This window comes from Stackebrandtia nassauensis DSM 44728 (assembly GCF_000024545.1).
Taxonomy (GTDB): Bacteria; Actinomycetota; Actinomycetes; order Mycobacteriales; family Micromonosporaceae; genus Stackebrandtia; species Stackebrandtia nassauensis.
Genome location: NC_013947.1, coordinates 6,082,428 through 6,095,584, shown reverse-complemented (window position 1 = coordinate 6,095,584; position 13,157 = coordinate 6,082,428). Strand labels below are relative to the sequence as shown.

At 67.8% G+C, this 13,157-nt stretch carries 14 protein-coding genes and 1 tRNA gene; 6 read left to right on the top strand and 9 right to left on the bottom strand.

What is annotated here, in order from left to right; genetic code table 11:
• Window positions 1–65: 65 nt before the first annotated feature.
• Genes SNAS_RS28360 through SNAS_RS28340 form a run of 5 tightly spaced genes read right to left on the bottom strand, consistent with a single transcriptional unit; the run spans window position 66 to window position 3,416 of the window.
• On the bottom strand, window positions 66–1,049 hold the full coding sequence (locus SNAS_RS28360; RefSeq protein ID WP_013020931.1) for an RNA polymerase subunit sigma-70: 984 nt from the start codon (window positions 1,047–1,049) through the stop codon (window positions 66–68).
• 31 nt (window positions 1,050–1,080) lie between these two features.
• Window positions 1,081–1,539, bottom strand: a complete 459-nt coding sequence (locus SNAS_RS28355; RefSeq protein ID WP_083787251.1) for a VOC family protein — start codon at window positions 1,537–1,539, stop codon at window positions 1,081–1,083.
• Window positions 1,536–2,045 (bottom strand): SRPBCC family protein, encoded by a 510-nt coding sequence (locus tag SNAS_RS28350; protein WP_013020929.1) that lies wholly within the window; start codon window positions 2,043–2,045, stop codon window positions 1,536–1,538. Before SNAS_RS28350 ends, SNAS_RS28355 begins: the two co-directional genes overlap by 4 nt.
• Window positions 2,042–2,377 (bottom strand): ArsR/SmtB family transcription factor, encoded by a 336-nt coding sequence (locus SNAS_RS28345; protein ID WP_013020928.1) that lies wholly within the window; start codon window positions 2,375–2,377, stop codon window positions 2,042–2,044. The genes SNAS_RS28350 and SNAS_RS28345 overlap by 4 nt, the downstream gene beginning before the upstream one ends.
• 58 nt (window positions 2,378–2,435) lie before the next feature.
• Window positions 2,436–3,416, bottom strand: a complete 981-nt coding sequence (locus tag SNAS_RS28340) for an ArsR/SmtB family transcription factor (RefSeq protein WP_041625228.1) — start codon at window positions 3,414–3,416, stop codon at window positions 2,436–2,438.
• Window positions 3,417–3,472: 56 nt separating this feature from the next.
• Between SNAS_RS28340 and speB the strand changes: the two genes are divergently transcribed.
• Window positions 3,473–4,513: an agmatinase gene (speB, locus tag SNAS_RS28335; RefSeq protein ID WP_013020926.1), complete on the top strand. Its 1,041-nt coding sequence runs from the start codon at window positions 3,473–3,475 to the stop codon at window positions 4,511–4,513.
• Here the strand turns inward: speB and SNAS_RS28330 are convergent.
• On the bottom strand, window positions 4,473–5,501 hold the full coding sequence (locus SNAS_RS28330; protein ID WP_013020925.1) for an alpha/beta hydrolase: 1,029 nt from the start codon (window positions 5,499–5,501) through the stop codon (window positions 4,473–4,475). The genes speB and SNAS_RS28330 overlap by 41 nt on opposite strands.
• An 82-nt stretch (window positions 5,502–5,583) precedes the next feature.
• Between SNAS_RS28330 and SNAS_RS28325 the strand changes: the two genes are divergently transcribed.
• Together SNAS_RS28325 and SNAS_RS28320 are read left to right on the top strand one after the other, a co-directional pair.
• A complete protein-coding gene (locus SNAS_RS28325) occupies window positions 5,584–6,108 on the top strand; it encodes a MarR family winged helix-turn-helix transcriptional regulator (RefSeq protein WP_013020924.1) in 525 nt (174 codons plus the stop codon).
• 172 nt (window positions 6,109–6,280) lie between these two features.
• Window positions 6,281–6,796, top strand: coding sequence for a hypothetical protein (locus SNAS_RS28320; RefSeq protein ID WP_013020923.1), 516 nt, complete (start codon window positions 6,281–6,283; stop codon window positions 6,794–6,796).
• Between the two features lie 57 nt (window positions 6,797–6,853).
• Here the strand turns inward: SNAS_RS28320 and SNAS_RS28315 are convergent.
• A tRNA-Ala gene (locus SNAS_RS28315) sits at window positions 6,854–6,926 on the bottom strand.
• Between the two features lie 67 nt (window positions 6,927–6,993).
• Window positions 6,994–8,520 carry a dolichyl-phosphate-mannose--protein mannosyltransferase gene (locus SNAS_RS28310; RefSeq protein WP_013020922.1) on the bottom strand — a complete coding sequence of 509 codons (1,527 nt, stop codon included), beginning with the start codon at window positions 8,518–8,520 and terminating at the stop codon, window positions 6,994–6,996.
• Window positions 8,521–8,692: 172 nt separating this feature from the next.
• Here SNAS_RS28310 and SNAS_RS28305 point away from each other — a divergent pair, with 172 nt between their 5' ends.
• A complete protein-coding gene (locus tag SNAS_RS28305) occupies window positions 8,693–9,634 on the top strand; it encodes a M20/M25/M40 family metallo-hydrolase (RefSeq protein ID WP_013020921.1) in 942 nt (313 codons plus the stop codon).
• Between the two features lie 70 nt (window positions 9,635–9,704).
• Here SNAS_RS28305 and SNAS_RS28300 read toward each other — a convergent pair whose 3' ends face one another.
• Window positions 9,705–10,763, bottom strand: a complete 1,059-nt coding sequence (locus SNAS_RS28300) for an SDR family oxidoreductase (protein WP_013020920.1) — start codon at window positions 10,761–10,763, stop codon at window positions 9,705–9,707.
• A gap of 80 nt (window positions 10,764–10,843) precedes the next feature.
• Here SNAS_RS28300 and SNAS_RS28295 point away from each other — a divergent pair, with 80 nt between their 5' ends.
• Together SNAS_RS28295 and SNAS_RS28290 are read left to right on the top strand one after the other, a co-directional pair.
• Window positions 10,844–11,482: a TetR/AcrR family transcriptional regulator gene (locus tag SNAS_RS28295; protein ID WP_013020919.1), complete on the top strand. Its 639-nt coding sequence runs from the start codon at window positions 10,844–10,846 to the stop codon at window positions 11,480–11,482.
• A 200-nt stretch (window positions 11,483–11,682) separates the two neighbouring features.
• Window positions 11,683–13,089: a superantigen-like protein SSL4 gene (locus SNAS_RS28290; RefSeq protein WP_013020918.1), complete on the top strand. Its 1,407-nt coding sequence runs from the start codon at window positions 11,683–11,685 to the stop codon at window positions 13,087–13,089.
• The last annotated feature ends 68 nt before the right edge of the window (window positions 13,090–13,157 follow it).

Genomic DNA, 13,157 nt, shown 5'->3' with positions numbered 1-13,157 from the left:
CGGGTGTTAAGAGACAGCCGATCTCCGGGATTCATCGCTCCGGTCAGAAAAACTTCGAGAAATCTCTACAGCCGGGGCGGCAGTCCCAGTCGCGCCAGCAACAGCGGGTCGAGGAAGGACGCGATCCACACGACCCTGCCGTCGCGGAAGTGCGGAATCGTCAGGGTTCCCAGCCGGAACTCGCCCTCGATGCCCTGGTAGCACGCCATCGCGGGCCGTCCGTTGAACCCGACCCGCGTCACCCGCCACGGGGTGGCGAACACGCGCTGCGCGAAGAACCCGGTCACGTCCGCGACACCGTCGAACCACGCGGGCAGCGGCGGCATCGTGAACCGGACGTCCTCGGCCAGCAGCCGCACCAGGGCGGGAACGTCCGCCCGCTCGAACGCCGACACGAAGGCGTCCATCGCCTCCCGCTGCCCGGCGTCGAGCCCGTCGACGCGCGGCTCGTCCACCGACACCGGCTGGGCCAGGTTCGCCTTGGCCCGCTGCATCGCGCTGTTCACCGACTGGGTCGAGGTGCCCAACTGCTCGGCGACCTCAGCCGCCGAGAACGCCAGCACCTCCCGCAGAATCAGCACCGCGCGCTGGTTGGCGGGCAGCCGCTGCAACGCCGCGACATAGGCCAGTCCGACGCTTTCCTTGCGGCCGTAGGAGGTCGCGGGGTCGGCGCACTCGGGGTCGATCGTGGAGACGTCGTCGGGCCACGGTTGCAGCCAGATCGGTTCGGTCACCGGCGTTCCCAGGTCGTCGCCCGGTTTACGCGACGGTCCGTGGTCCCAGGACACGATCCGCTTCGGCCGCTTGTCGCTCATCCGCAGACAGCAGTTGGTCGCGATCCGGTACAGCCAGGACCGCAGCGAGGCGCGCTGCTGGAACCCGGCCAGGCCCCGCCACGCGGCGAGGATGGTCTCCTGCACCGCGTCCTTGGCGTCCTCCACCGAACCGAGCATCCGGTAGCAGTAGACGTGCAACTCGTGGCGATGCCCGGCGACCAGTCGCGCGAAGGCGTCCTCGTCCCCGCCCTGAGCGGCGGCAAGCAGCGACATTCGTCCACCTTGGCATGTCGCGGGCGGTCGCTCAGCGCCAGGGCATGTGCTGTAGGCACCAGGTGTTGCCGTCCGGGTCGGCGAAGTAGACGTACAGGACGCCACCGGAGTCCACGATCTCGCCGACCTCGACACCCCGGCCGAGCAGCTTTTCCCGTTCCGCCTTGATATCGGCGACGACGAGATGCAGACCCCGCAGGGTCCCCGGTGGCATGTCCAGCTCGGGCAGTCCCTCGATGAGCGTGATCGAGCACGCCGAACCCGGCGGCGTGCACTGCACGACCCGCACACCCTCGGCGGGGCTGACGTCGACATCGACGTGGAAGCCGAGTTTGTCCTGATAGAACGCCTTGGCCCGGTCGATGTCGGTGACGGGCACCGGAACCAGCTCCAGCAGCAGTGCGCCCGGCGGCACCGGCGGATTGCCCGGGTCAGCGGTGACGTCGGCGATGTCGGGGATCTCGGTGGTGGTCGGACGGTCGTCGTTCATTCTGGGTCCCTTTCTCGGATGAGTGCATCGGCCAGCACGGCGGCCAGCCGTTCGTAGGCTTCGCCCGCGCCGCGTTCCATCGGACTGCGCACGACCTGGTCGCGGATCTCGGTCGAGGAGTACCGCGCGGTGACGGTCATGGTGGTGCGCCCGTCGGTCTCGTCCAACACGGTGGTGACCAGCGCGGCCCCCTCGTCCCAGTCCCGGTGGATCTCGGTCTGCACCAAGCGATGCGGCGGCGCGACCTCACGAAACGTCCCGTACATCTCCATAGTGGCCCCGTTTGGTCCGCGAGAGACGAACCGCCAGGCGCCGCCGCGCCGCAGGTCCACTTCGCACTCGGTCAGCCACCACCCTCGCGCCCCATGCCAGCGTCGCAACAACTCCGGCTTGGTCATCGCGTCGAACACCAACGCCGAGGGCGCGTCGAAAACCCTGGTGAGCACCAGATCGGTGGCCCCGGACGCGACGACCCGCAAGCCCAGCCCCGGAAGCGGAGTGTTCACGACTCGCCGCCCCGCAACTCGTCGAGCAGGCCGTCCAACCGCTGATAACTGGCTTCCCAGTAGTTGCGATAGTCGGCCAGCCAGTCCGTGGCCGCCCGCAACGGCTCGGCCTCCAGGCGACACGGCCGTCGCTGTGCGTCCCGTCCCCGACTCACCAGCCCGGCCCGCTCCAGCACCCGCAAGTGCTTGGACACGGCGGGCTGGCTGATCGTCAGCGGCTCGGCCAACTCCGTGACCGTGGCGTCCCCGTTGGCCAAGCGCGCCAGGATCGCCCGCCGCGTGGGATCGGCCAGCGCCGCGAACGTCGCGTCCAGGGTGTCACTCGCAACCATGTACATAACCTTTCGGTTTTATAACCACATGGTTTTATACATGTTCGGGTCGCACCTGTCAAGACGGCGCTTTCCGCCGCGCCAACTGATCGCCCAGAGAACTGCGTCGATAGAGGACCTGCCGCCCCTGCCGGGCCCTGGCCACCAATCCGTTGTCGTGCAACACGCGCAGCTGCTGCGACACGGCGCTGGGGGTCACGTCCAGCCGCCGGGCGATCTCCGATGTCGCCAACGGTTCCTCAAGGAGCAGCAGGATTCGCGCCTTCGCCACCCCAAGCAGCGAGTCGAGCGCGCTCGACTCGGCGACCGGCGCCGAAGCCCACAACGTCGCCACGCCCCGACTCGGGTAGGCCAGCACCGGCGGTTCGTCCGGAGTCACCGGCGGAGCGGGCTGGTGCGCGAACACCGACGGAATCAGCAACAAACCCCGCCCCGACGCCACCACCCGATGCTCACCGACCACTTTGTCCACCGACAGCACCCCGTCCCGCCACCGCAGGTGGGGATGCATGTCGGCGAACAACAACCGTGCCCCGCCCACCGCCAGTTGCCTTGCGCGGTAAGTCATGTCGGCTTCCATCACGAGCCGCATCCGCTCCCAGAACGGCTCGATCGCGAGCTGCCAGTACCGCCGCAACACCCCGCACACAGCCTCCCCGAGCAGCCCCACGTCGCCACCCGCCGCGTCCCGCAAGACCTCGGGAACCGCATCCGGTTCATACGCGGCCGTAAGCTCCCGCCGAACCACCTCCGGTGCCGCCCGCCGCGCGACGTCCCACTCGTCCTCGAACGCCGGAGCGAAACTCGTCGGACGCGGCGTCAGGAAGTCGGGAAGCGTGTGGCGCCTGCCCACCAGCGCCAGCAACAACCCCAGATCCAGCCCATCCAGCCGCGGCAGAACCATTCGGCGCCAAGGCAAATGCAACGCGTACCAGCCGGGATCCCGCAGCACCCGCAAACTCAGCACCGTCTCCTGCAACGGCGAGACGGCGAACCGGGTGTCGACGAGGTCCTCAACCCCGAGCACGAACCTGATCATTAAGCCCCAAGCTACATCCATTGCCGTCCCACCACCCTGGATGTGGACTACACCCCATGACCCCCGAAAACCAGCTCCCGCCCGGTCTGCGGGCCCAGCTCGACTCCTCCTCCTACATGGGCGTGCCCACCTTCGGTCTGCGCCCGCACCTCTCCGAACCGGAACAACTCGACGCGTGGCGCCCCGACGTCGCCATCATCGGTGCCCCCTGGGACGACAACACCACCAACCGCCCCGGAGCCCGCTTCGGCCCCCGCGCCCTGCGCGCCAACGCCTACGACCCGGGCAGCTACCACCTCGACCTAGAGATCGAGATATTCGACCACCTCGACGTCGTCGACTACGGCGACGCCATCGTCAGCCCGGGCCTGTGGGAGCCCTCGAAAACCGCCATCCACCAACGCGTATCCGAGGTGACCACCCGCGACATCATCCCGGTCATCATCGGCGGCGACCACTCCATCACCTGGCCCGCCGCCCTGGCCGTCGGCGCCCACCACGGCCACGGCCGCATCGGCATGATCCACTTCGACGCCCACGCGGACACGGCCGACATCGTCCGGGGCAACCTCGCCAGCCACGGCACCCCCATGCGCCGTCTCATCGAATCGGGCGCCATCACCGGAAAGCACTTCATCCAGGTCGGTCTGCGCGGCTACTGGCCCCCACCCGACGTCCAGGCCTGGATGCGCGCCCAAGGCATGCGCCACCACACGATGCAGGAAATCTGGGAACGCGGCATCCAATCCGTGATGGACGACGTCATCACCGAAGCGCTGGACGGCACCGACGGCATCTACATATCCATCGACATCGACGTCCTGGACCCCGGCTTCGCCCCCGGCACGGGCACCCCCGAACCCGGCGGCCTCACCCCCGCCGACCTCCTGCGCGCCGTCCGTCGCATCGCCATGGATACCAACGTGGTCGCCCTCGACATCACCGAAGTCTGCCCGCCATACGACCACGCCGACCTCACCACCAACAACGCCCACCGCCTGATCTGGGAAACCCTCGCCGGTCTGGCCCACCGCAGGCGCCAAACCGACGCGGCCGCTAACCCTCCTGATCCGTCAACCGACGCGCCAACCAACTGAGAGCCAGCGGATGCCGATACTCGATGCCGACATGCCCGGCGTCGAACAACTCGAACTCGACGACGTCGTCGGCCACCCCGATGTCTCCCAGCACCCGGCGAAACGCGGTGGCACCCAGGTCGAGAAACCACTCGTCCCGGGTCCCCGCGTCGATCCAGATCCCCTTCTGCGATCGCAGCGCCTCGGCATACCCACGCGCCATACGCACCGGATCCCACTCCAGCCAACGCCGCCAGACATCCTCAACGAGCGCGCCGGTGACAGGATCGAAGGGCAGCAAGGGTTTCCCGTCCGGGTCAGGGGAGAAACAGGCCGAAACACCCAACAACTCCAGCAACCGCAGGTCCTCGTCCTTGGTGAACGCCACCCGGGAACCGAAGTCGGCCCACCAGGCGAAAATGTCGCCGCCGTACGGCCGCAACTGCCGGGCGGCGTGCAGGAAATGCGGAATGTACTGGGCCTCCGACAACGAATCCCCGGAATGGGTGGCGAACGCGCCAAACAGATCGGGCCGCAACATCGCACTGATCGCGGCACCAAGCCCGCCACTGGACTTCCCGGCGATCGCCCGGTACTCCCGATCGGCCCGGGTCCGATAGTGCCGGTCCACCCAAGCCACCACCTCCTCGCACAAATACGAGTGGTACCGCCCGGTCCCCACCGAGTCGACGAACTGGCTGCCCCCATACGAGGTCCAGGCGTCCACGAACACCAGGATCATCGGCGGCGCCTCCCCACTCGCGACCATCGCGTCGAACAGCTCCGGAACCGGCTTGCGGAACGGCGTCCGGTTGCGCCACATCGGAAGCGTCCCGGCATACCCCAGCAGCAGGTAGCACACGGGATAGGTCTCGTCGCCGTCGTCATAGCCGGGCGGCGTGTAGACCCACAGCGGCCGCTCCGCGGGATCACCGAGCACGTTGTCGCGCAACAGCTCGCTCTCCACAACGTGCTCGTTCATCCGTCCGGCCAACTTGAGTGACGCCATAAGCAGCTCCATTCAAAGTATTACGATTTCAAATATCTTACTACGAAGCCAAAATATATGAAACCACACCTATCCTGAACCCATGACCGACTCCATCGACCGCCACATCGCCCACTGGCGAACCGAACTCCCCACCCTCGACCCCCTCCGGGAAGGCGTCGTCACCCGAATGCAAATGCTGGTACGCCACCTACAACGCCACCGGGAAGCCGCACTCGCGGCCCACCCCCTCACCAGCTGGGAATACGACATCCTGTGGCGCCTGAGAGCAACCGGCCCGCCCTACCACCTGACCCCCTCCCACCTGGCCGAACTGCTCGACACCCACCCGGCCACCCTCACCAACCGCCTGGACCGCATGGAGCGCAACGGCTTGGTGGAACGCGTCCACGACCCCTCCGACCGCCGCCGCCTCCTGGTGGCACTAACCGACACCGGCTCCCGCGCATGGCGCGACACCATCGGCCAACAGGACGACACCGAACGCGACCTACTGTCGGGCCTCACCAACCCCGAACTCGAACAACTCAACGACCTACTGCGACGCCTGGTCCGCGCCGCCGAACACGACGGCCAACCTCTGATGCCCACCCCCTCCGACGGCTAACCGGTCGACGCGCCCCCAGCCGTCAGGCCCAACCCAAAGCGAACCCACACGACGCCATGGCCACCACATACTCGAACCCCAAAACCACCTCACGCAGCCACAACCGCACCACCCCGCCCGTGGCAACAATGCAAGCCCCCACTAGCGCAACTGAAGATCGGAGCACCCCACCGTGAACCAGCTCGACGCCGACGCCATCATCACCTCCCTTCGAACCGGCACCTGGACCACGGCCGACCTTGTCCGCATCGCCCATGCCCTGGCACAGCACGGCAAGAACACCACATCGATCCTGGGCCAGTTCGGGGAAGAACTCGTCGCGAAGGCATTCAACGGCACCGTCGCCCCGTTTCACCAGAAGGCGTTCGACGTGCGAACACCGAAACACGGCGACCTGCAGGTCAAGACGTTCTCGGTGGGCAAACGCGCGGGGGTCATCCGCTCTTTCACCCACGACGTGGTCACGGTCGAGATCGATCCCGCGACCGCTTCGGTTCGGTCGGCGAAACTCTATGCGGCCGATGACCTGTACGCCGAGTTCAAGCGACTCTTCGACGGCAAGTACGCGGCCCTCGGCATGACCTGGGGCGGGCGACAACAGGATCGCTTCGAGCGCGGCTGGACCATCCCGTCCGGCGTTGTACCGTCCACCGACGTCACCGACCGCTTCCGCTCGACGGAGATGTGACGAAGAAAGCCGCCGAACCGAAATCGGTCCAGCGGCTCATCATCTGGTTGTTCCTTGTGGAGCTGAGGGGATTTGAACCCCTGACCCCCTCGTTGCGAACGAGGTGCGCTACCAACTGCGCTACAGCCCCTGGTCGATTGACCGGCGATCACCCTAGCACAGGCGGGGGGAGGGGGTCTTGGGTGTATTGGGTGGGGTCAGATCCAGCGGTCTTCGAGCCAGATGCGGGCGTGCCAGTCGTCGTTGGTCATGATCTGGCCTGTATACAGTGGCCAGAAGTAGGCGAAGCACAGGGCGATGAGGATGACTATGCCCGCTGCTATGAGGGAGCCGGAGAGGCGGCGTTCGGGGGTGGCCGTGCGGGGGCCGATGATGAGGCCGAGGGTGACCGTGAGGGCGAGGACGAGGAAGGGGACCGCGGGGAGGGCGTAGAAGGAGAACATGGTGCGGTCGGGGTAGAGGAGCCAGGGCGCTATGCCCGCGAAGGCGGCGCCGAAGATCGCCCAGGCGCGCCAGTCTCGGTTGGACAGACCCCACCACACGAGGGCTATCAGGGCGGGGATGAAGGCCCACCACAGGAGTGGGGTGCCCAGGAGGAGCACTTCGGAGGCGCATTCGGGGGCGCCGCAGTCGACGTCGGAGGACCAGAAGAAGACGACGGGGCGGATGTCGAGGATCCACTGCCAGGGCCAGGACTGGTAGGTGTGGGGGCTCGACAGTCCATCGTGGAAGCTGAGGACGTCGGTGTGGTAGTGCCACAGGTTGACCAGGGCGCCGAGGACGGGGGGTTCTGAGGAGCCGGAGTCGGCCAGCCAGTGCCGGAAGTAGCCGTTGTCGGTGGCGAACCAGCCGGTCCAGGTGGCCAGGTAGGTGAGGATGGAGACGATGCCGAAGGTGAACAGCCAGCCGATCTCGGTGACCAGGGCGTCGAGGATGGGGGTGCGGGTGCCGACCAGGCGGCGCAGTTGCCATTCCCAGACGAAGATGAGGATGAGGAACAGGATGATGAACCACAGGGCGCTCCACTTGACGCCCATGGCGCAGCCGGACAGGACGGCCGCGGCGACGCGCCACCAGGGGAACTGGAACGGTGGGCTCTTCTTGGTGGGGTCCAGGCCGGACGACAGGGCCGCCAGCCAGCGGGAGCGGCGGGATTCCCGGTCGAGGACGAGGCAGTAGAAGGCGGCCAGGAGGAAGAGCATCAGGAAGATGTCGAGCAGTGCGGTGCGCGACAGGACCAGGTGCATGCCGTCCATGGAGACCAGCAGACCGGCGACGGCTCCCAGCACTGTGGAGCCGGTGAGGCGGCGGGCCAGCAGGGTGATGAGGAGGATCGAGATGATCCCGGCCACCGCTGAGGAGATGCGCCAGCCGAACTCGTCGTAGCCGAACAGCCATTCGCCGAGGGCGATGCACCACTTGCCCAGTGGGGGGTGGGCTACGTAGGAGCCGTTGGCGGTCTCGACGTCCCATTCGACGCCGTGGTCGAGGAGTTGTTTGGCGTCCTGGGCGTAGTAGACCTCGTCGAAGATGAGGCCCTTGGGGTGGGTGAGGCCGACGAGGCGCAGGGCGGCGCCGAAAGCCGTGACGAGGCCCGCGATGAGCCAGCCCTGAAGCCGGTTGGTGGGGCGCCAGGGGGACAGGCGGGCGCGCAGGCGTGCCGGGACCGGGTCGGTGGGGTCGGCCGGGGGGCGCACGGGGGCGTCAACGGCGGCGGCACTCATCCCCGTGATCCTAGAGGGCCGGTGTGGACGGGGCGGTCGGGATCAGTCGGGTGGGGTTTTCGCGGAAATACCACGTGAATATTCATTCATGTAAATGTGGATGGATATGCGGTATGCTGCGGTAACTCGCGCCCAACCCCGGCGTGAACCCCCCTGGAATGGAGAACCCCCTATGTCAAGGACCAGATCGCTGTTGGCGATCGGGGTCGGACTTGTGACGGCGGTGGGGCTGGTGTTCGCCGCACCGGCTTTGGCCTCCCCGGTACAGGCCGAACAGTCGAACAAGGCCGCCCCCGACATCAGCGTCGACAACGTCAAGGCGCACCTGCAGGAGCTTCAGAACATCGCCGACGCCAACGGTGGCAACCGCTCGGCCGGAACCGAGGGGTACACCGCCTCGGCCGACTACGTCGCCACCAAGCTGACCGAGGCCGGCTTCGAGGTCGAGAAGCAGACCTGTGAGTCGTGCACCTCGCCCGACCCGAACATCATCGCCGACTGGCCCGGTGGCGACGAGCAGGCGACCATCATGCTCGGCGGTCACCTGGACGGCGTCAGCGCCGGACCGGGTATCAACGACAACGGTTCCGGTTCGGCCGCGCTGCTGGAGGTCGCGTTGCAGCTGGCCGAGGCCAAGCCGGAGCTGACCAAGCACGTGCGGTTCGGTTGGTGGGCCGACGAGGAGCAGGGCCTCAACGGCTCGGCGTACTACGTGCAGAACGGCGGCGCCGACGGTGTCGAGGCGTACCTGAACTTCGACATGATCGGCTCCACCAACGCCGGTTACTTCCTGGACGGCGACGCCAAGTACACCGAGGCGCTGGGCGCCCACCTGAAGGAACTGAACATCGAGACCGAGAACACCGGCGAGTGCTGCTCGGACGAGATGTCCTTCGAGGACGCCGGTATCCCGGTCGCGGGTCTGTTCACCGGAGCCGGAGCCCAGATGACGGCCGAGCAGGCCGAGAAGTGGGGCGGCAAGGCCGGAGAGTCGTACGACCCGTGCTACCACGACTCCTGCGATTCCTACCCGGACAACATCAACACCGAAGCGCTGGACCGCATGACCGATTCCATAGCCGTGGGGCTGTGGCAATTGGCGGTGTCGGCTTAACCGCACAGCGATCCCCGAGGCCCCGTCCGAGAAATCGGACGGGGCCTCGTCTGCTTGCGGGGTACGGCTTTCAGCCGCGCGCGCTTGCCTTCTCCCGGTCGCGCACCATGCCGAGTTCGATCATGCTGTCGACGGTGGCGATGAGGGTCTCGTCGACGGGGCGCATGCTCCAGCCCAGTTCGCGGCGGGCCTTGTCGGCCGACAGGTGTTCGCGGACGTTGATGAAGTCCAGCGCGAGCCTGGCGGTCTTGTCGAAGCGGGCCGCCAGCCACATCACCCAGTTCGGGATGGCGCGGGTGGGTATCCGGTAGCCGCGCGGGTTGAACTCGGCGGCGAGGATGCTCGCCATGTCCTTGAGCCACAGGTGTTCGCCCGCGACGATGTAGCGGTTTCCGGCCGCGGCGGGGGTTTCCAGCGCGAGCCGGTGCGCGATGGCCACGTCGCGGACGTCCACGACGGCGAAGCCCAGCCGCGGCGAACCGGGCAGTTCGCGGTTGACCAGTTTGCGCAGTGTCTCCACCGAGGTGCTGGAGTCGTCGTTGAGCAGCGGGCCCAGCACCAGGCCGGGGTTGACGGCCACCAGCTCGAAGCCGGCCGCAGAACCCTTGTCGGCCATGAAGTCCCACGCGGCGCGCTCGGCGAGGGTCTTGCTCTTCGGGTAGACCGGGCATTTGTCGAGATTGGACCAGTCGTCCTCGGTGCGGGCCCGGCCGTCGTCGGGGTGTCCGATGCGGATCGCGGCGATGGAGGAGGTCAGCACGACCCGTTTGACGCCGGGGTCGTCGGCGCAGGCCCGCAGCACCCGCAGGGTGCCGTCGACGGCGGGACGGATGACCTCGTCCTCGTTCTTGGGCGTGTGGTTGGGCAGCGGGGAGGCCACGTGCATGACGTATTCGCAACCGTCGACGGCCTTGGCCCAACCGTCGTCGCGGGTCAGGTCGGCGGCGACGAACTCGAGCCGCTCGCCGCCGGGCAGCGCGCGCAGGTGGGCGGTCTTGTGGGTCGCGGAGGTGTCGCGGACGGTGCCGCGCACGATGTAGCCGTTGGCCAGCAGTTCCTTGATGACGTGGCCTGCGATGTAGCCGGTGGCGCCGGTGACCAGTACCGGGGCCGCGGACTTCGGGGTCATGGGGTTCGCCTCTCAGTGGAAAGCTTCGATCTAAGCAGTGTATAGATTTACTTGACGGAACGGACGTTTAGGGTTGGCTCGTGTCGTCCAGTCAGCAGAAGTCCAGCTACCACCACGGGAACCTCCGTCAGGAACTGCTGGACGCGTCGCTGCGGCTGATCGCCGAGGAGGGCGTCGGCGCGGTGAGTCTGCGACGGGTGGCGCGCGAGGCGGGCGTCAGCCCCGGCGCGCCGTACCACCACTTCGCCGACCGCGCGGCGCTGCTGGCGGCGCTGTCGACGACCGGGTTCAACAAACTGGCCGAGCGGCTGTGCGCCGCGCGCGAGGGCTCGGACGAACCCCAGGACGCGCTGCTGGCCATGCTGGACGCCTATGTGGAGTTCGCCGCGGGCAACCGTGCCCACTTCCAGCTGATGTTCCGTCCCGAACTGTCGTTGCCCGACAAGCATCCCGACGTCCACGCCGCCGGGGACGCGGCCTTCAAGGAGCTCACCGAGCCGCTGGAAGCCTGGCAGCGCGAGGGACTGCTGCCCGCCGCCGACCTGACCGGACTGGTCATGACACTGTGGGCACTCGGGCACGGGATCGCATCACTATGGATCGACGGGCATCTCGAGAAACGTTGCACCGAAATGAACTCCACCCCTGACGAACTGTTGCGGCAGGTCAGGGCGACGGTCGCGGACCTGATCGGCCGTTGGTCGCCGCCATCAGGCTGACAAGCCCGGTGGTGGCATTAGCGTGTAAGCCGCGGACGACAAGCGTGACGGCGAGCTACGTCAACGTCAAGACGGGAGACGCTGGGCCCGGGTCGTCCCCTAGGTGGCGGGCGACTTGGGCTCCTCCCGTGGACCGATGCGGGCGGGAGCCGGGCGCGCCTATCGTTGTGACTCAACCATCACACCGCTGAGGAACCCTGATGTTCGCGATCTTGTGGGCGATCCTCGCGATACTCGCCGCCGCGGCGAGCATCGCGTTGACCATCGACGCCACCACCCGCGCCGGAAACCTGCGCGCGGTCACGCGCGCCATCGACGCCGAACCGGGGCGGCCGGGCATCCGCGACGGCGACCTCGCCGAACGGTTGGCGGGGCAACCGGTGCCGGGTGCGGTCACCGTCTGCGCCGGGTCCCGGCACGGGACCGCGCGGCTCATCGCCGCGTCGGTCGGACTGGTGCTCACCTTCGGGGCGCTGTTGTCGGGCAGCGGGTTCACCACACCGATCGCGACCCTGACGCTGCTGGTGGCGGCGTACATCGGGGTGCGGTTCGGCAACGCCCGTCGACTGTGCGCCGACGCCACCCGGGTGCGATTGCGGCGTTGGCGCACCCACGCGGACATCCCGCTGGACGCGGTGCGCGGCATCGGATTCGTCCCGTCCCGCGAGCCGGGCCGACCCGGCGGCGATCGCGTCTGGATCGCGCTGTGGTGCGACCCGGCGACGGTCTCTGGGTTGCCGGAATCGCTGACCGGCACCGCGACCGTGGGGGCCGAGATCGGCTGGGTGCGGCTCGACCCGATCGAGTCGGTGTCGACGGTTCAGCTGCTGCGGCTGTGGCAGTTCTTCGCGTCCCGCTGGATCGTGGGCGACGAGAACGGCGTCGCGCACCCGTCGCCGCCCGAACTGTCCACCTTGTTCACGACCGCCGACCGGCTCGGCTTCGACGCCGCCTCTGGCTACTACAGCGTCGACGGAACCCAAGTGGCGCACGTGATCCACCGCCCGCCCGCGAGCTGGCGGCGATGGCGGGCCCGGATCTGGCGCGACCCCGCCTCGCTGCCACACGCCTTCGAGGTGCGCGACAGCCTGCTGCGAACCCGTTGGCTGCTCACCAAACCCGACGCGGCCTGGAAGACCGCGTTCTACGTCACAGACCGGCACGGACGCCGCGTGGGCACCCTGCGCGCGGTCAGCGCCGCCAGCCGCAACTACGACCTGTGCGGCACCGACAACCAAGTACTCGCCACGCTGCGCCCCGGCGAACCGCGTACCACCGTCGTCGACACGCGAGGCAAACCGATCGCCGTGTGGGACACCCGCACCACCGAGCTGTTCAGCGACGCCGAACCCGCACTGCGTCCACTGTGCCTACTGTCGCCCATAGTCGCCCGCTTCGCGGGCACGGCGACGGCCGCACGCACTGGAGCCGACGCGTCCGAGACCGTGCCGTTGGCAACCCAACCGACGGCTCCGGCCGAGCCCGCTTCCGCCGAGCCACCGACGGAGCCGCTGGCGGTTCAACTCGACGAGGCGACTCAAATCGCTGACACGGAACCGACGCCGTCCTCAACCGACTCGGATCAGCCGCGTCCGCCGACAGCCTGACGGCGCGATCGGCCTTGGGCCACCGACCTCCTCCCCACTTTTGACGGTAGACGGGTTCGGCTGAAGCA